Source organism: Rahnella sp. PD12R, from assembly GCF_019200965.1.
Classification (GTDB): Bacteria; Pseudomonadota; Gammaproteobacteria; order Enterobacterales; family Enterobacteriaceae; genus Rahnella; species Rahnella laticis.
Genome location: NZ_JAHTMS010000024.1, coordinates 1 through 18,366, shown reverse-complemented (window position 1 = coordinate 18,366; position 18,366 = coordinate 1). Strand labels below are relative to the sequence as shown.

Sequence of the window (18,366 nt, the reverse complement as noted above, 5' to 3'; positions counted from 1 at the left end):
GCTGAAGGCAATCTGACCGAGCGGAAGCAGGTGAAAATGAATGCTGCGCCCGGCATTATCGTTAAGGATAAGTTCGTCAGCACGGATTTGCAGGCGGATATCCGCCGCCGACCAGCCGGGGCCGAACATCCCGACCGGCGCGGGCGTATCCGTTTTATAGCTGCTGTAAGAACGCGAAAGTACAAAAGGCAAAGAAGCGGGCAGCGCGATATCGGTCTCGCCTGACTGAACTTTGGCGCCGAGCGAGGGGTTTACGGGGTTGCCGACCAGCACGCCGCCGGGGCAAACCGAACAGGCGACGCCCGTAGGGGCGCCAATCATCACGCCCAGCGAACCCTGCACAACCGGGCCGCCAATGGCGGTCATATCATGCTGACGTGCAGCGGGAAATCCGGTCATGGGTAAAGTCCTTTTTGGGGAAAGCGTCCGTGGAATAATTGATTTGAAGATGGGGTATTTATTGTTTTATTCATCAAATAAATACAACAAAATCAAAGTGATAGAAGAATCTAAACTTTAAAAGGAGTGCGCGTTGTGAGGAGGTTCACAGGTGTGGGGAAAGCAGAATAAGTGAAGGGGAAAAGGCGGGCAGGCGTCCGCCTGAAATTAATCTGGAGTCAAAAATATTTAATCAACTCACTCATCTCCTCCCAGTCCCGCGGGCTTTTCGTCAGCACTTCGCTGCCGCTTTCTGTTACCAGAACATCATCCTCAATCCTCACACCGCCCAGACCCGGAACATAAATGCCCGGTTCGATGGTGATCACCATGCCTGGTTCCAGCGGTTGCGTATTTTGCGGGCTGAGCGCAGGGGCTTCGTGGACATCCAGCCCTAATCCATGCCCCAGATTGTGGCTGAAGTATTCGCCAAATCCGGCCGCAGAAATAATATCGCGCGCCACGGCATCGAGTTCCTGACAACGAATTCCCGGCCTGACGGCGTCGCGTGCGGACTGCTGAGCCAAAAGTACCGTGTCGTATAACGTTTTCAGTTCTGAACTGACGCTGCCCAGCGCGAATGTCCGCGTCATATCGGAACAGTAATGCTGGCAGACCGCGCCAAAATCAATTGTCACTAATTCACCTGCCGCGAGCTTTTTATCCGTCGGACGCCCGTGTGGCAACGCGCCGCGCAGGCCGGAGACCACCACGGTATCAAACGATGTTTTGCTGCCACCGGCCTGACGGACCGCCATTTCTATATGATCCGCCAGCGCTTTCTCGCTGATACCTGGCCGGATCAGCGGCTTTACGGCCTGCAAGGCGCGATCGGCAATCGCCGCTGCCTCACGAATTATCACGATTTCATCGGCATATTTATGCACACGCAGAACCGACGCGTCCCAGTGTTGCAGCGGCGCGTTGCACTGGTTTTTCAGCGTTTTCCAGGCCAGATGAGACAGTGCGCTCGCATCGGCAAACAGCGTTTCATCACCGGAAATATGCTGTGCAAGAACCTCTGCCAGCGGAAGTTTTGCGGTGAGTGTGACGACTTCTGTGTTGGGATTGTTCTGCCGGCATTCGGCGCTGTAGCGGCCATCGACCAGTATCAGCAGATTGTCTGCGGTGACCAGCACGTAGCCGGACGCGCTGTAGAGATCAGCCAGTGAATATTTGCTGAATCTGTCTGTGAGTAAAACGGCGGACATGTGATGTTCTGCCATGTGCTGGCGCAGAACATTAAGGCGTTGCTGACGGCTCATGTTTCCTCCCGTGAGCAGAACAGGGCGCGGGTGCGCCCTGTCAGGATGGCGATCAGGCGATTTCGAGTAAGCCTTTTTTGATCAGACGGTTGCGGTAGAACACGCAGGTCACGGCGATAAACAGCGAACCGCCCGCCAGACCAATCAGGTAGGCCGGAATGTTGCTGATCAGCGGCCATGCCCAGATCGCGGATTCCGGGAACCATTGCACCGCGCCGAGCGAAACTCCCAGCAGCGCGCCGATAATGGCCCCGATCACGTACACCGGGATCACAAACCCCGGACGTTCGAGCGCAAACGGAATAGACCCTTCGGAAATCCCCATAAAACCGAGGAAAATCGCGGTGCGACCAATCTGGTTGAACTGGCGATCGTAAACACGACGCCCGACCAGCCATTTATCGATCACCGTCGACAGCCCGAGACCGAACGAAGGAATAACGACCGCCAGACATCGTGCGGTTATCGGCAACACTTTTTCCGTCGTAAAGCCGAGCGCCACGAATCCGGCGGCTTTGTTCACCGGACCGCCGAGATCAAACGCCGTCGCCGCTGCCAGTAAGGTTGCGTAGAAATATGTGCCCGCCGCGCCTGCGGCCTGCAACGCTTCACGGATGAGCGTATTCAGCCAGCCGCCGATCGGGGTTATCAGGAAAACCATCAGCAACATCGCGACAATGGCGGAAATCAGCGGAATGAAGAAGGTGGTTTTGAACGCCAGCCAGTTGTGCGGCAGTTTGATGGTGTTGTTCAGCCAGCGGACGAAATAGCCCACGACGAAGGCAATCACGATAGCACCCAGAAAGCCCGAAGCGACCGGCGCAGCGGCTGTCCATTCACCATTGATCAGAGCCGGAATGGCGACAGGTTTAATCGAGACATAACCGCCGATAAACCCGGCCGCCAGCGCTGTTTTGCCGCCGATAGAGTTGGCCGTAAATGCCGCGAACATCGGAATAGCGAAGCCAAAAAGCGTGAAACCGAAGCTTTCCATGATGCTGGCGATTTGCAGCATCCAGACCGAACTGCCGCTGTAGCGCCCGCTGTTGAGCGCCGCCATGATGGATTCGTCCGGCGACATTCCCAGAAACACATAAGGAATGATTTGCGACAGCGCGCCAATCAGACCGCCCATGATCAGCACCGGGATCATGTAGGAAATGCCGGTCATGATGTGTTTGCTGAATTCTTTCCAGGCATGGCTCTGGCCTTTACCCGCTGGCCCCGCAGACGGCGTGTCGGACGCCTGGCTGTGACCGGTATTAATGACTCTTTTTCTTATCGCCACGGAAAACTCCTTGCGCTTAAAAAAGCAAAAGTGGGATCACTGAGCCTGATCGGCCTCAATCTCATCAATCAGGCCGCCGGCATTTTTCACCGCATCTTTCAGTTCAACTTCATACACTTCGACGCCGTTAAAACGCTCGATATTTTGCGGCGTAATGCCGGTGGCGTGGATGATGACTGTGGCCTGCGCGATATCCTCTGCCGTCAGTTCATTCTGAATACCGTCGGCACCCTGTGTTTCAATTTTCACGTCATAACCGCGCTGGCGGGCGGCGACTTCAATGGCTTCGGCTGCCATAAAGGTATGAGCGAGACCCATCGGGCAGGCACACAGCGCAATCAGTTTTTTTGCAGACATCTTGAATTACCTCGTGTTATCGGAAGGAGCGGCGGGCAGATTTGCCAGCCGGTAAAAGGCTTCGGCGTAGATGCCGATGGCGCTGATAAAACGGCTCAGGCTGCCGTATTCGTCCGCGCCGTGTGTATTGCCGGAGGAGCCGTCGGGAAATTCGCAGCCAAAAATCACCGCGTTTTGCATTGCGCTGGCGTAACTGCCCGCGCCTGTGGTGCGCGACGGGTGGTTTGTATCGCCGGTATGACGGGTGTAAATCTCGTGCAACGTCTTCACCAGCGCGCTGTCCGGCGGATAAAGGCTGGGTGATTTGACCGGCTCAATGTTGATGTGGCTGTCAGGCCAGCTGAGGTTCCAGATCGAGAGCCGTTCAGCGATATTTTCCGGGGTCAGGTTTTCGGGATAACGGACGTTCAGCGTCAGCGACATCACCCCGTTTTCGATGCTCAGGACGACGGGAACCAGGCGGATCTGACCGCATTCTCCCGGCGTATCCAGCGCGAATTGCACGCCCCTCTGGCCGGTTTCTGGCGCGGTGATTTCACAAAGTTGTTGTGTCCAGCACGCGTTGAACCGCTGATGAAGCAGTTGTGCGGCACCGGCAATCGGATTCAGACAGGCTTCCGGTTTTGAGGAGTGCCCGCCGCGACCATATAGCTGCCAATGATTAATTTGCCCCGGCTCGGCCAGCAACGTAAAACCGTCGGGTAACGTCCAGCCGCCGGAGGAGAGCGACAATCCGTTCAGCCGGGCGACGTCCGGAATGGTGTTCAGCACGCTGCCGCAGGATACGGTCAAATCAGGCTGCTCAACCGGCGACGTCAGCGTGACCAGCAAAGAGCCTTTTTCGCCGTAAATCACCGGGAATTTTCCGTCCGGCGTGAAAGCAAAAGCAGGTTGCGGCTGCGATTCAAAATAGCGGTGAATGCAGCGGAAACCGGTCTCTTCGTTGCCGCCCGCCACCAGCCGGATGCGACGTGAAAGAGGAAGATTGAGTTCACGCAGAATATCCAGCGCCAGCCAGGCGGCAATCATCGGGCCTTTGTCATCCACGACGCCGCGCCCGATCAGATTGTCGCCCAGCCGCGAGAGCTGATACGGAGGAAAATGCCAGCCGTCACCGGCGGGAACTACGTCAGCGTGACCGAAGACATACACGATTTCCTCGCCGCTGCCGTATTCAATATGGACGGCGTGGTTGTCGACATTGAGCGTGTTCAGCCCGGCGTCGTCGCCGAGTTTTTGCCACCAGCTGAGCGCGTCGGCAACGCCACGGCCAAAAGGCGCATCCGGCTGCTGGCTGGCTGCGTCGAACGGTGAAGGGATCGCCACCCACTGGGCGAGTAAGGTGAGGAAATGCTGCGCCCGATCCCGGGCATGCGCTGCGAAGTCAGTCATTGACGTTAACCCTCCGAAAAACAATGGTCACAGCATTGGGTCTGGCGGAAAAACCGTCAAAAGGCAGGGTTCAGAATTGATAAATAAAACGGGTAAAATTTTTCGCCGGTTTTTTTAAGCAGAAGCGAGAAACGCCGGAGATACCTTCAGACGCGGGTCGTCTGGCAATAATGACTCTCCGGCCAGCTGCGCATGCAGGCATTCCACTGCCCGTGTCGCCATCTCGGTATGACGTGCGGCAACCAGCGGCAAAGCCAGTTTCAGGGAATGTTCGCACTCGCCGAAACCCGTCAGTGCGATGTGCCGCGAGAACAGCCGCCATCGGGAGGTTTGCAAACCTTCGGCCAGCGCGTGATGCGCGGCCAGTAATACTGTCGGGTTGTCGCAAAGGATCGCGGAAATTTTGGGGCTTTGTTTAATGAGCTGAGTGACTGCTCGGAAGCTGTCGTCAAACGTTGCCGCGCAGGGCTGACTTAACGATGCGGAAAACGCCAGACCGGCTTTCCCGAGCGCGAGGGAAAGCCCGCCCAGCCGCTCAGCGCGAACCAGCGAATGATTTTCCCCGCCGAGATAACCGATATTCTGGTGCTGTTGTTGAAGCAACGCGTCCGCTGCCATGTGTGCGGCCAGCGCATTGTCGGGATGAATTGTCGCGAGCGGACCGGTATGGAAATGCGTGCCGACGCCGGTCAGCGCCACATGCCGCGCCGTCGCCCGCGCATGCAGGGCTTTCAGCGTATCAGGCTGTGCATTGAGTAATTTCCCGCAGACGAAAATCCCGCGCACGTCCTGTGCCAGAAGCTGCGCGGCGTGTTCCAGAAGCGTTGAAGTGTCTGCGTAGCCCGGTATAAGTGTGAAGCCGGTTTGTTGCAGCGCACGGGACAATTCGGGGAGTAAACCTGCGGCGAAAGCGCAATCTGGCGAAAGCAGAATGCCCGTTCGTGTGAAAGGTGTAACTGACGGCGTATCCGGCAAACGGTAACCGAGCTGATCGATGGCCTGATAAATGCGTCCCACGCCTTCGGGGGATATCCGTCCTTTGCCGCCAAGCACCAGCGAAACCGCCGCAACGGAAACGCCTGCCAGACGTGCGACATCCTGCTGAGTGATTTTTGTGCGGGGCTTTTGCGCCGTCATCGTCCTGCCATTCGAATAAATTGACCGCAAAGTGTTGCAGGAGAAGGTCGGGAAAAAACGGGCTGAGATCGCATAAACAAAAAAATGGCGGGCATTAAGCCCGCCGAAAGTTCACGTAGTCTAACTTTGCTTTTTTGTTGGTAATGCAGGGATTATCGTCTTACTTCTTACAGCTGTTTCCGGTGAAGCTTATTGTGCAACTTCGCACACTTCTTGTGTTTCTGAATGCAGGTAAACGTCCAGATCGTCGCTTCCGCCGATGTGGCGCCCACCGATAAAGACTTGCGGCACGGTCGCGCGGCCGGTGACAGCGCGCAGGCTGACGGTGGTAGCGTCTTTGCCCAGTACGATTTCTTCATATTGAATACCGCGTTCCTGCAACATCTGCTTGGCTTTGGCACAGAACGGGCAGCCCGGTTTGGTGAATACGGAAACCGATTCCTGGACTTTGTATTCGGGTGCCAGGTATTTCAGCATTGTGTCTGCATCTGACACTTCAAACGGGTCGCCCGGTTTGTTTGGCTCAACGAACATTTTCTCGACCACGCCGTTACGTACCAGCATGGAATAACGCCATGAACGCGGGCCGAAACCTAAATCCGCTTTCTCGACCAGCATGTCCATGCCTTTGGTGAATTCACCGTTGCCGTCCGGAATAAAGGTAATGTTCGATGCTTTCTGTTCTGATTTCCAGGCATTCATGACGAACGTGTCGTTAACGGAGACGCACAGAATGCTGTCGACGCCGTGTTGTCTGAATACCGGTGCCAGTTCGTTGTAACGCGGCAGATGGCTTGAAGAACAGGTCGGGGTAAATGCGCCCGGCAGTGAAAAGACAATCACTGTTTTGTTTTTGAACAATTCATCGGTGCTGAGATCTACCCACTGATCGCCCTGGCGGGTGTGAAAAGTAACGTGCGGTACGTGTTTCCCTTCCTGGCTTGCAAACATGAATAACCTCTTAATTAATCGATAGAATATGAATTATTTACGGCATTGCCGTTTCGTTGGAAGGCATTATTCACGATAATGGTTGATAGATATAATCGTTGATTGCTATCTTATCTATCGTTATCGGCTATCGCATTGCCTTATAGGGACTGGAGGAAAAATGAACATTCGTGATTTAGAGTATCTTGTGGCACTGGCAGAGTTTCGCCATTTTCGTCGTGCAGCAGATTCCTGCCATGTCAGCCAGCCGACGTTAAGCGGGCAAATCCGTAAGCTGGAAGATGAACTGGGCGTGATGCTGCTTGAAAGAACCAGTCGCAAGGTGCTGTTTACACAAGCCGGTTTGCTGCTGGTGGATCAGGCGCGCACGGTGCTGCGTGAAGTGAAAGTCCTCAAAGAGATGGCCAGCCAGCAGGGCGAAGCGATGTCCGGGCCGATGCATATCGGGCTAATTCCTACCGTCGGGCCTTATCTGTTGCCGCAAATCATTCCTTCACTGCATAAAACATTCCCTAAACTCGAAATGTATCTGCATGAAGCACAAACCCATCAGTTACTGGCGCAGCTCGACAGCGGAAAACTCGATTGCGCAATTCTGGCGCTGGTCAAAGAAAGCGAAGCCTTTATTGAAGTGCCGCTGTTTGATGAGCCGATGAAACTGGCGATCTACGACGATCATCCGTGGGCATCCCGCGATCGCGTGGCGATGGCAGATCTGGCCGGTGAAAAGCTGCTGATGCTGGAAGACGGACATTGTCTGCGCGATCAAGCGCTCGGTTTTTGCTTCCAGGCAGGGGCGGACGAAGATACGCATTTCCGCGCAACCAGCCTGGAAACGCTGCGTAATATGGTGGCGGCGGGAAGTGGCATTACGTTGCTGCCTTCGCTGGCCGTGCCGAATGAACGCAGCCGCGATGGCGTCACCTATCTGACGTGTGACAAACCGGAACCCCGTCGCACGATCGCGCTGGTGTATCGTCCCGGTTCGCCACTGCGTGGGCGCTATGAACAACTGGCTGAAGCCATCAAAGAGCACATGCAACCCTACATGGATAAAGCCGCGGGTTTAAAAAAGGCGGTTTAATCCGTTCAGTGCCGCTACGCGATAAGCTTCTGCCATGGTCGGATAGTTGAAGGTCGTATTAACGAAATACTCGATAGTATTGCCTTCGCCTTTCTGTTCCATAATGGCCTGACCGATATGGATAATTTCCGCCGCACGCTCTCCAAAGCAGTGAATACCCAGAATTTCTTTGGTATCACGATGGAACAGCAGCTTGAGGCTCCCCACATTCATTCCGGCGATTTGCGCGCGTGCCAGATGCTTAAACTGCGCGCGGCCCACTTCGTAAGGCACCTTCATGGACGTCAGTTCCTGCTCGGTTTTGCCGACGGAGCTGATTTCAGGAATGGTATAAATGCCGGTCGGAATGTTTTCGATCAGATGAACTTTCGCTTCGCCCTGAATCATCGCCTGTGCGGCAATGCGGCCCTGGTCGTAAGCCGCTGAAGCCAGGCTCGGATAGCCGATGACGTCGCCGACGGCATAAATATGCGACAACGCCGTCTGATACATGCTGTTTACTTTGAGCAAACCGCGGCTGTCGGCTTCCAGACCAATATTTTCCAGACCCAGTTTGTCAGTGTTACCGGTGCGTCCGTTGGCGTACAACAGCGCGTCAGCTTTCACTTTCTTACCGGATTTCAGGTGCATGATCACGCCGTCTTCCACGCCTTCAATCATCTCGAATTCTTCGTTGTGGCGGATGACCACACCGTTATTCCAGAAGTGATAAGACAGCGCGTCTGACATTTCCTGATCGAGGAAAGACAGTAACCGGTCACGGGTGTTGATTAAGTCCACTTTTACGTTCAGACCGCGGAAGATAGACGCATATTCGCAGCCGATAACGCCCGCGCCATAAATGATGACGTGGCGGGGTTCGTGGCTCAGTTCAAGGATCAGGTCGCTGTCATAAATGCGCGGATGACCAAAATCGACGTTGGCCGGACGGTAAGGGCGCGAACCGCAGGCAATTACGATGTTGTCGGCGGTGATTTGTTCGTGTGTGTTATCGGCGTAGCGGATGTTGATGGTATTGGCATCGACAAAACTGGCGTCGCCGGAGAACAGCTGGCACTGGTTTCTTTCGTAGAAACCCTGGCGCATGCGGGTTTGCTGATTTATGACGGAATCGGCGTGACGCAAAATATCCGGGAAACTGGAGCTCAGGGTACGGGAGTTATCACTGTAGAGCGGGTTTTGATTAAATTCGATGATTCTGCTGACGGCGTGACGCAGTGCTTTGGAAGGGATGGTTCCCCAGTGAGTACATCCGCCACCGACGTTGTTATAGCGTTCGATGACAGCAACCCGGGCGCCTTGTTTAACCAGTCCCATCGCGGCGCCTTCTCCGCCAGGGCCTGAGCCAATGATGATGGCATCAAAATGTGAGTGCTGTTGCATAGTTCGAAACCTATTTTTATACAAAATCACAACGATAAAGTAACATATTACACCTAATTACCCCACATGCAGTTGTCATTTAATGGTAATACGGCAACATTCTGACCCACTTTATGCTGTGGTATCTATGGCTCCGCCCGGTAAAAATTTTGGTATAGTGAAGCGATAACGGGCGAATAATCAAAAAGAAGAACATTATCCGGATGAATGTTATGGGCGTAAGAGCACAACAAAAAGAGCGCACGCGTCGCTCACTGATTGAAGCGGCTTTTAGCCAGCTCAGTGCCGAGCGCAGCTTTGCCAGTCTGAGTTTGCGTGAAGTGTCCCGTGAAGCGGGCATTGCGCCGACGTCCTTTTACCGGCATTTCCGTGACGTGGATGAACTGGGTCTGACGATGGTTGATGAAAGCGGTTTGATGCTGCGTCAGCTGATGCGTCAGGCGCGCCAGCGTATTGCCAAAGGCGGCAGCGTGATCCGCACGTCGGTTTCGACTTTCATGGAATTCATCGGAAATAACCCCAACGCCTTTCGTCTGCTGTTGCGCGAACGTTCCGGTACGTCTTCGGCGTTTCGTGCGGCCGTCGCCCGTGAAATTCAGCATTTTATTGCGGAACTTGCCGACTATCTGCAACTCGAAAACCACATGCCGCGCAGTTTTACCGAAGCGCAGGCCGAAGCGATGGTGATCATTGTTTTCAACGCCGGTGCGGAAGCGCTGGATGTAGATATCGCACAGCGCCGCCAGCTGGAAGAGCGTCTGGTGTTGCAGCTGCGCATGATTTCTAAAGGTGCGTATTACTGGTATCGCCGGCAGCAGGAAAGAACGGCGGTGACGCCTATTCACAATAAGACCAGAGGTAAAGAAGATGACCGAACAAGCGAACCAGGATAATGGCACTCTGGTTTTGGCTTTGATTGCCGGACTGTCTATTAATGGCACTTCCGATGCATTATTCAGCTCTGTCGTTGCGTTTTCGATATTCCCTATAATCGCTCTGGTGTTGTCGGTGTATTGCCTGCATGTTCGTTATCACAAAGGCGAAATGCCCAAAGGTTTGCCGGTGCTGGCTGCGGCCTCTTTCCTTCTCGGATTGCTACTCTACAGTACGTTTGTCCGCGTGGAATATCCTGAATTAGGGTCGAATTCTCTGCCATTGCTGATCAGTGTCGTGCTTTTGTTCTGGATAGGATTGAAGCTGAAAAAGCGTAAATCGACGACGCAGTAACTTCCTCATTCCTATGAAAAATCAGGCAACTTTCGGGTTGCCTTTTTTATGCCTTACGCCTGACCGCGACCATTTGTAATCTTATCTGACTGTCTTTTTATGAACTGTCATTTCATAAATATCAAACCTATGTTCAATATTTAGATATTGATCGTCCACTTCTTCATTTCTTTGCCATAAAGTCTGTCTGAGTGGCAAAAATCAAAAGGTTTTCATCCGGGCTCCTCGCTAATTTGAATCATGGCCGGACGAAGTATTTTCGTTCGCATTCAGCCTACGCCTATAGGTGATTTAACAGAGGCAAGACGGCAATGAAAACACGTAAGATCGGATTCTTTAATTACATCGCCTACGGATCTGGCGATTTTCTGGGGGCGGGCACAACGGCCCTGACCGCGGCGTGGCTGCTCTATTTCTACACCACGTTTTGCGGCCTTTCGCCCATCGAAGCGACCTTTATCTTCGCCACGGCGCGTGTACTCGACGCCGTGCTCAGCCCGTTAATGGGTTATCTCACGGATAACTTTGGCAATACCTGGCTCGGCAAGCGGTTTGGTCGTCGTAAGTTCTTTATTCTGCTCGGCATTCCCTGCGTGTTCAGCTACAGCTTCATGTGGGTGGGCGACATGGGATATGCGTATTACCTGCTGACCTATCTGCTGTTTGATATCGTTTACACCATGATTCTGGTGCCGTATGAAACGCTGGTGCCGGAAATGACCGACGATTTCAAACAGAAAACCAAATTCTCCGGGGCCCGTATCGCGCTGGCCCAGCTTTCTGCCATTCTCGCCGCTTTCCTGCCGGGCATTCTGTTACAGCATTTCGGCAAAGATAACGCCATTTCCTTCTTCTATTCGAGCCTGGTGTTTGCGGTGATCTGCGCCTTCGTGCTGACGCTGGTGTACTTCTTTACCTGGGAACGGCCGGAAGAACTCAAATCTGAAGCCACGAAGAAAATAGAGCGCGAACGCCAGCAACTGACGCTGGTGCAAAGCCTGAAACGTCTGAAGGTGGAATTGTCCTCAACGCTGCGTATCAAGATTTTCCGTCAGCATCTGGGTTTGTATCTTGGCGGCTATATTGCGCAGGACGTATTTAACGCCGTCTTCACCTATTACGTGGTGTTTGTGCTGATGCAAAGCGCGGCGGTGGCTTCCAATCTCATGGGCATGATGGCGATTCTGCAATTCGTGGCGGTGATCGGCATGATCCCGCTGTGTATCCGCTTCGGACCGGCACCGTCTTATCGTCTGGCCGTTACGTTATTCGGGCTGGCGGCGATTTCTTACGGCGTGCTGTATTACACCGGAATGAACGATTCGATGTCGTTATTGCTGCTGATTTCTGCACTGGCAGGGCTCGGGCGCGGCGGGATCAACTACGTGCCGTGGAATATCTACACCTATATCGCCGATGTCGATGAAACCATTACCGGCCAGCGCCGCGAGGGGATTTTCGCCGGTGTGATGACGCTGACGCGCAAAGCCTCGCAGGCCGGTGCCGTGATGCTGGTGGGGATTATCCTGCAACTCGCCGGATTTGTTTCCGGGCAGAGCCAGCAGGTTCCGGCTGTCGGCCACACCATTCTCGGCGTTCTGGTGATCGGCTCACTGCTGATGCTCAGCATGGGCTTCATCATTTCACTGTTCTTCCGTCTTAATCAGAAAACGCACGGCGTGCTGACCCGCGAAACGCAGAAAATGCGTGATGCGAACCGCATCGTGCCGGAGCAAATTACGCCGGAAGACCGGGCGACCGTCGAAATGCTGACAGGGATGAAATACGAATCGCTGTGGGGCAACAACAATATTGGTTATCTGCATCGTCATAATCCGCCACCTGAAAAGCTGACCCGTGAAAATGCCGCCGTAATTCCGGCACAGGGACGTTTGTAATTTTGGTGAACATTTATCAGGAGAACACCATGAAAGTTTTTGAAGTGAAACACAGTGCGCTTTTACGCCAGCCGGAACATTTCATTTCGCGCAATGAACTGAAAGCGCTGATCCACAATGTGACGGACAATCTGGTCAATATCGAAGATAAAACCGGTGAGTTCCTGTTGCGGCTCGACGATGGCCGCGTCATTGATACCAAAGGTTGGGCGGGCTGGGAATGGACGCACGGCATCGGGCTTTACGGTATTTATCAGTATTATCAGCAGACCGGCGACGAGAAAATGCGGGCGGTGATTGACGACTGGTTTACCGCGCGTCTGGCGGAAGGCACGCCGACGAAAAACGTGAATACCATGAGCCCGTTCCTGACGCTGGCTTACCGCTATGAAGAAACCGGTAATGCGGCATGGCGACCCTATCTGGAGCGCTGGGCGGAATGGGTGATGTATGAAATGCCGCGCACGGATAAAGGTGCGATGCAGCACATTGTTTATAACAACGAAAACCATCAGCAAATGTGGGATGACACATTGATGATGAGCGTGTTGCCGCTGGCAAAAATCGGGAAATTGCTCGACCGGCCTGAGTTTGTGGAAGAAGCGACGTATCAGTTTCTGCTTCACGTTCAGTATCTGATGGATCGCGAAACGGGCCTGTGGTTCCACGGCTGGACGTTCGACGGGCATCATAATTTTGCGCACGCGCGCTGGGCTCGCGGAAACAGCTGGCTGACGATTGCCATTCCTGAATTCCTTGAGCTGGTGGATCTACCGGAAAATAACGCGACACGTCGCTATTTATTGCAGGTGCTGGAAAGCCAGGTCAGCGCGCTGGCGAAATGTCAGGATGACAGCGGTTTGTGGCATACGCTGCTCGACGATCCGCAGTCTTATCTCGAAAGCTCGGCCACCGCCGGTTTTGCCTACGGAATCTTGAAAGCGGTGCGTAAGCGTTATATCGATGCGTCTTATGCGCCGGTGGCGGAGAAAGCGATTCAGGGCGTGATCAAACACATCAATCCGGCAGGGGAGCTGACGCAAACGTCCTTCGGCACAGCGATGGGTTCTGATCTGGATTTCTATCGTGAAATCGCGCTGACGTCCATGCCATACGGGCAGGCGATGGCGATCCTGTGTCTGTCAGAATACTTGCGGGTTTATCTCTGAGGCTGACGGAACAGAAAGAGAAACGGGCACTCGGAGGTGCCCGTTTTCATGTTTAACGCGGCTGAATCAGATTTTTTCCAGCAGAACGCCGGATTCCATATGGTGCGTATACGGGAACTGATCGAACAACGCCAGACGCGTCACGCGGTGTGTCTGGCTCAGGGTTTCCAGATTTGCACACAGCGTTTCCGGGTTGCAGGAGATATAAAGGATGCGTTCGTAGCCCTGCACCATTTTCACGGTTTCATCATCCAGACCGCTGCGCGGTGGATCGACGAAAATCGTGTTGCATTCATATCCGCTTAAATCCACATCCTGTAAACGACGAAATTCACGCACGCCGTTCAGCGCCTGAGTAAAATCTTCAGCCGCCATGCGGATAATCTGCACGTTATCAATATGGTTTGCCGCAATGTTGAACTGCGCTGCTGCGACCGACGGTTTAGCGATTTCGGTTGCCAGCACGCGGCGGAAATTGCGCGCCAGAGCCAGTGAGAAGTTGCCGTTGCCGCAATACAGCTCGAGCAAATCGCCGGTGGAGTTTTCCGTGGCCTTCAGCGCCCATTCCAGCATCTGAATGTTCATCTCGGCGTTTGGCTGGGTGAAGCTGTTTTCCACCTGACGATAAATCATATCGCGCCCGCCAACCGGCAGAACTTCATCAGCATAATCCTGATCCAGCATGATTTTGGTTTTGGCTGCACGGCCAATCAGCTGAATGTCAAAACCGTCGGCGCGAAGCTGGTCGCGCAGGATTGTCGCGGACTTCTGCCATTCTTCATCAAGCTTACGGTGGTAGAGCAGCGATGCGATGATTTTGCCGCTGCGGGTCGAAAGATAGTCGATCTGGAAGATCTTACGGCGCAGCGTCGGATCTTGTTTCACGGCGCTGATCAGCACCGGCATCAGACGGTTAATCAGCTCGCTGGCCGCCGGGAACTGGTCGACGCGCACGCGGGCTTTGGTCTGCTGATCAAACATGATGTGGTACAGGTCGCCTTCATCATGCCAGACGCGGAATTCGGCACGCATGCGGTAATGGCTGACAGGAGAACGAAAAACGTCAGGCTGCGGCGCATTAAAAGGCGACATCATCGCCGTGAGACGTGCGGTCTTTTCCGCCAGCTGGTCGTCATATTGTTCAATGGGCAGGTTTTCAGGCGTCATCGGTTATCTCGTCTAACAAGGAATAAATGGGCGAACTTTGCGGGGGATTGTAGGGAATGTCCTCATTATGTCCAGTCCTGTCGTCTTTTTAAGGGCAACGCCGTTTCCCGACGATGGATGTCTGGATTTCCAAATGGGTTGATCGTAGGATTGCCCATCGGCCTCATTGACTGAGTTAAAAGGGAATCCGGTGTGAATCCGGAACTGGCGCGCAGCGGTATGGGGAAATCACGGCGATAGCATTCTTTATTATGCAGACACTGTTTTCTTCTTTATATAGATAAGAAAGAAGGAATGGGAAGTCATTGCCCGGTGCAGGTAATTGAATTACGCCTCTTGTCATGAATAAGTCGTGTAGTGAATCAGCCTGCAAATCCTAAGTCCGAAAACCTGCCGATATTACGTCGCATTGTTCACTGTCGTCGCGAAAACGACAGCGTCTTTCTGCGGCATCCGCCAATTAAGTTTGGATGCTCGATTCATGACAATTAAAAAGCATGTGCTGCTGACGGCATTATCCGTCACGGCTTTTTCAGGGTGGGCGCAAGACAGCACTTCCACAAACAGCAGTGATAATCTGGTTGTTACGGCTAACCGTTTTCCCCAGCCGGTTTCTTCTGTATTAGCGCCGACGGATTTCGTGACGCGTGAGGATATCGACCGCTGGCAGTCAAAATCTGTTGCCGATGTACTCCGTCGTTTACCGGGCGTGGATATCAGCCAGAGTGGCGGCATGGGCCAACTGACCTCGGTATTTGTCCGTGGCACCAATGCCAGCCATACTTTAGTATTAATGGATGGTGTACGTCTTAATCAGGCGGGTATTTCCGGCTCCGTCGATGTCAGTCAAATTCCTCTCTCATTGGTTCAGCGCATTGAGTTTATCCGCGGCCCACGTTCTGCTGTATATGGATCGGATGCTATCGGCGGTGTCATTAACATTATTACTACGCGTGATAAAGACGGCACCACGCTCGGCGCGGGTATCGGCTCAAACGGTTATCAGAACTACAACGGTTCCACGCAGCAGAAGCTGGGTGAGAACACCACGGTGACGGCGGCGGGTGATTACACCTATACGCGCGGCATTGACGTTGTGGCTGATGGCAATACGGGCGGCGTTCCGCAGCCAGACCGTGACGGGTTCATGAGTAAAACGCTCTACCTGGCACTGCAACATCAGTTTAATGACGATATCAGCGGTTTTGCGCGGGCTTACGGTTATGACAACCGCACCGCGTATGATGCATATTATTCGCCGGGCAGCGCGCTTATCGATACCCGCCAGCTTTACAGCCGAACGTACGATACCGGTCTGCGTTATCAGAACGGCATTTATGCCACGCAGTTAATCGGCAGCTACAGCCACGTCAAAGACTATAACTACGATCCGAAATACGGCCCGTACGACTCTTCCGCTTCGCTCGATGACTCCGATCAATACAACGTGCAATGGGGCAACACCCTTCAGGTATGGAAAGGGGAAGTCAGCGCAGGCCTGGATTGGCAGAAACTGACGACTGAACCGGGCACCAGCTATCTGGCTGATGGCTATGATCAGCACAACACCGGCGTTTATCTGACCACGCAACAAAAAATCAGTGATTTCACACTGGAAGGCGCCGTGCGCAGCGATGACAACTCGCAGTTTGGTCAGCACACGACCTGGCAAAGCAGCGCAGCATGGGAATTCATTGACGGCTATCGCCTGATTACCTCTTACGGCACCGCGTACAAATCACCGAACCTGAGCCAGCTTTACAGCGACTACTATGGCAACGCTGATCTGAAGCCGGAAGAAAGTAAGCAATGGGAAGGGGGACTGGAAGGTCTGACGGGTCCGCTGGACTGGCGCTTGTCAGTCTATCGTAACGACATCGATCAGATGATCGCTTACAACGACTCTACCTATAGCTACTACAACATTGGGAAAGCGACGATTAAAGGCGTCGAATGGACGGGTTCATTCGATACCGGTCCGTTGCAACATCAGATTACCCTGGAATATCTCGACCCGCGTGATGCGCAAACCAACGAAATTCTGGCCCGTCGTGCCAAGCAACAGGTGAAATACCAGATTGACTGGAATATTGCTGACATCGACTGGTCAATCAATTACCAGTATCTGGGGCAGCGTTACGACACCGACTACGGTTCGTATCCTTATCAGACGGTTAAACTGGGCGGTGTCAGCCTGTGGGATCTCGCCGCGTCATATCCGGTCACCTCACACCTGACAGTTCGTGGTAGAATTGCCAACTTGTTTGATAAAGATTACGAGACGGCTTATGGCTACGCCACACCAGGACGTGAGTACTATCTCTCTGGAAGCTATACCTTCTGATACAACACGAGTTCCTGACCGCCCGACGGTGCTGGTTTTCGATTCCGGCGTCGGCGGGTTGTCGGTTTATCATGAGGTCCGGCAGATGTTGCCGGATCTGCATTACATTTATGCCTTCGATAATGTGGCTTTCCCTTACGGTGAAAAGTCAGAAGAATTTATCGTTGAGCGCGTCGTCGAGATTGTCAGCGCCGTCGCGAAACGCCATCCCCTCTCTATTATTGTCATTGCCTGTAACACGGCGAGCACCGTTTCCCTTCCTGCATTGCGCGCCAAATTCAGCTGTCCGGTCGTCGGCGTTGTTCCTGCTATCAAACCGGCGGCGAAATTAACGCGCAACGGAGTTGTCGGGTTGCTGGCAACACGTGCGACGGTTCAGCGTCCTTATACGCATGATCTGGTGGCACGGTTCGCGACGGATTGTCAGATTCTGATGCTGGGCTCAGCCGAGCTGGTTGAACTGGCGGAAGCGAAGCTGCATGGCGAAGAAGTTTCACTGGCTGCGCTGAAGAAAATCCTGCATCCGTGGCTGCGTTTGCGCGAACCGCCCGACACCGTGGTATTAGGTTGCACGCATTTCCCGCTCCTTTCGCAAGAGTTGTCACAGGTTTTACCCGACGGCACGCGTATGATCGACTCCGGTTCTGCGATTGCACGCCGCGCACATTGGTTAATTGAGACTTCTCACGTGCCGGTTCCACAAATAAATCCGGAAGTTGAAATAGAGAGTGTGGCGTATTGCATGGTGATGACGGCTGAGGCGCAAAGTCTGTTGCCTGTTTTACAGTCATATGGCTTCAGAAGTATCCAGGAATTGCCGCTTTAAACGCCACTTGATGAAAGATTCAGCGGTCAGTAAATTATTTGTATTTTAGGGGTTGCGGCCTTCTGAGAACTCCCTATAATGCGCCTCCACTGACCGGGAACAACGACTGACAAGTCGCTCGGACAGGAAGAGAAAAAGATGAAAGTTCGAATGAATAATCTCTTGACTCTTCAGCGGGAAAACGTAATATACGCCTCCCGCGCCGCATAAGATTCCTTGCGAACCGCGGCACGCTCTTTAACAATTTATCAGACAATCTGTGTGGGCACTCACAAGACGATATCAGCCACCTCGGTGGCAAAAAATATCAAGTCTTAGAGTGACCAAGCAGTAATTCATTTAGTTGAATTATTACGAAAGTAAACTTTGAGCACCGCTTAACTTGTTTAAGCAAATCGAACTTTTAATTGAAGAGTTTGATCATGGCTCAGATTGAACGC

At 53.3% G+C, this 18,366-nt stretch carries 16 protein-coding genes and 1 riboswitch; of the genes, 7 read left to right on the top strand and 9 right to left on the bottom strand.

The genetic code is table 11. The features are described 5' to 3' along the window. From KWG64_RS25135 to KWG64_RS25105, 7 genes are all read right to left on the bottom strand, one after another. Nucleotides 1–399, bottom strand: a 399-nt coding sequence (locus KWG64_RS25135; protein ID WP_255562300.1) for a DUF6531 domain-containing protein, incomplete at its 3' end; no start/stop codon positions are given. Between the two features lie 218 nt (nucleotides 400–617). Continuing rightward, on the bottom strand, nucleotides 618–1,703 hold the full coding sequence (locus KWG64_RS25130) for an aminopeptidase P family protein (protein WP_218523455.1): 1,086 nt from the start codon (nucleotides 1,701–1,703) through the stop codon (nucleotides 618–620). A gap of 52 nt (nucleotides 1,704–1,755) precedes the next feature. Beyond that, on the bottom strand, nucleotides 1,756–2,991 hold the full coding sequence (locus KWG64_RS25125; RefSeq protein ID WP_218523454.1) for a PTS fructose transporter subunit IIC: 1,236 nt from the start codon (nucleotides 2,989–2,991) through the stop codon (nucleotides 1,756–1,758). Between the two features lie 36 nt (nucleotides 2,992–3,027). After that, entirely contained in the window at nucleotides 3,028–3,348 is a 321-nt protein-coding gene (locus tag KWG64_RS25120; RefSeq protein ID WP_152325041.1) for a PTS fructose transporter subunit IIB, read from the bottom strand. A 6-nt stretch (nucleotides 3,349–3,354) separates the two neighbouring features. Beyond that, nucleotides 3,355–4,740 (bottom strand): Sapep family Mn(2+)-dependent dipeptidase, encoded by a 1,386-nt coding sequence (locus tag KWG64_RS25115; protein WP_218523453.1) that lies wholly within the window; start codon nucleotides 4,738–4,740, stop codon nucleotides 3,355–3,357. Nucleotides 4,741–4,854: 114 nt separating this feature from the next. Continuing rightward, complete coding sequence (locus KWG64_RS25110; RefSeq protein WP_218523452.1) at nucleotides 4,855–5,877, bottom strand: LacI family DNA-binding transcriptional regulator; 1,023 nt, start codon at nucleotides 5,875–5,877, stop codon at nucleotides 4,855–4,857. 189 nt (nucleotides 5,878–6,066) lie between these two features. Beyond that, nucleotides 6,067–6,828, bottom strand: a complete 762-nt coding sequence (locus KWG64_RS25105) for a glutathione peroxidase (protein ID WP_152325044.1) — start codon at nucleotides 6,826–6,828, stop codon at nucleotides 6,067–6,069. 160 nt (nucleotides 6,829–6,988) lie between these two features. Between KWG64_RS25105 and oxyR the strand changes: the two genes are divergently transcribed. Next, nucleotides 6,989–7,912, top strand: coding sequence for a DNA-binding transcriptional regulator OxyR (oxyR, locus tag KWG64_RS25100; RefSeq protein ID WP_152325045.1), 924 nt, complete (start codon nucleotides 6,989–6,991; stop codon nucleotides 7,910–7,912). Here the strand turns inward: oxyR and sthA are convergent. Beyond that, nucleotides 7,895–9,295, bottom strand: coding sequence for a Si-specific NAD(P)(+) transhydrogenase (gene sthA, locus KWG64_RS25095; protein WP_218523451.1), 1,401 nt, complete (start codon nucleotides 9,293–9,295; stop codon nucleotides 7,895–7,897). The two genes, oxyR and sthA, sit on opposite strands and share 18 nt — an antisense overlap. A 212-nt stretch (nucleotides 9,296–9,507) precedes the next feature. Between sthA and fabR the strand changes: the two genes are divergently transcribed. The 4 genes from fabR to KWG64_RS25075 all read left to right on the top strand — a co-directional run bounded on the left by fabR (nucleotide 9,508) and on the right by KWG64_RS25075 (nucleotide 13,589). Next, nucleotides 9,508–10,188, top strand: coding sequence for an HTH-type transcriptional repressor FabR (gene fabR, locus KWG64_RS25090; RefSeq protein WP_152325047.1), 681 nt, complete (start codon nucleotides 9,508–9,510; stop codon nucleotides 10,186–10,188). After that, nucleotides 10,163–10,522: a YijD family membrane protein gene (locus KWG64_RS25085; RefSeq protein ID WP_195816165.1), complete on the top strand. Its 360-nt coding sequence runs from the start codon at nucleotides 10,163–10,165 to the stop codon at nucleotides 10,520–10,522. The genes fabR and KWG64_RS25085 overlap by 26 nt, the downstream gene beginning before the upstream one ends. Nucleotides 10,523–10,833: 311 nt before the next feature. After that, the gene (locus KWG64_RS25080) at nucleotides 10,834–12,420 is read left to right on the top strand and encodes an MFS transporter (protein WP_218523450.1); all 1,587 of its coding nucleotides are present in this window, start codon (nucleotides 10,834–10,836) and stop codon (nucleotides 12,418–12,420) included. A 29-nt stretch (nucleotides 12,421–12,449) separates the two neighbouring features. Beyond that, complete coding sequence (locus KWG64_RS25075) at nucleotides 12,450–13,589, top strand: glycoside hydrolase family 105 protein (RefSeq protein ID WP_218523449.1); 1,140 nt, start codon at nucleotides 12,450–12,452, stop codon at nucleotides 13,587–13,589. Between the two features lie 66 nt (nucleotides 13,590–13,655). Here KWG64_RS25075 and trmA read toward each other — a convergent pair whose 3' ends face one another. Next, nucleotides 13,656–14,756, bottom strand: a complete 1,101-nt coding sequence (gene trmA / locus KWG64_RS25070; protein WP_218523448.1) for a tRNA (uridine(54)-C5)-methyltransferase TrmA — start codon at nucleotides 14,754–14,756, stop codon at nucleotides 13,656–13,658. 141 nt (nucleotides 14,757–14,897) lie between these two features. Beyond that, nucleotides 14,898–15,169: riboswitch (cobalamin riboswitch) on the top strand. Nucleotides 15,170–15,237: 68 nt separating this feature from the next. On the opposite strand from trmA, the gene btuB reads away from it, so the two are divergent. Both btuB and murI read left to right on the top strand, forming a co-directional pair. Then, nucleotides 15,238–17,100: a TonB-dependent vitamin B12 receptor BtuB gene (btuB, locus tag KWG64_RS25065; protein WP_218523447.1), complete on the top strand. Its 1,863-nt coding sequence runs from the start codon at nucleotides 15,238–15,240 to the stop codon at nucleotides 17,098–17,100. Beyond that, nucleotides 17,045–17,926, top strand: coding sequence for a glutamate racemase (murI, locus tag KWG64_RS25060; protein WP_218523446.1), 882 nt, complete (start codon nucleotides 17,045–17,047; stop codon nucleotides 17,924–17,926). The genes btuB and murI overlap by 56 nt, the downstream gene beginning before the upstream one ends. Nucleotides 17,927–18,366: the final 440 nt, after the last annotated feature.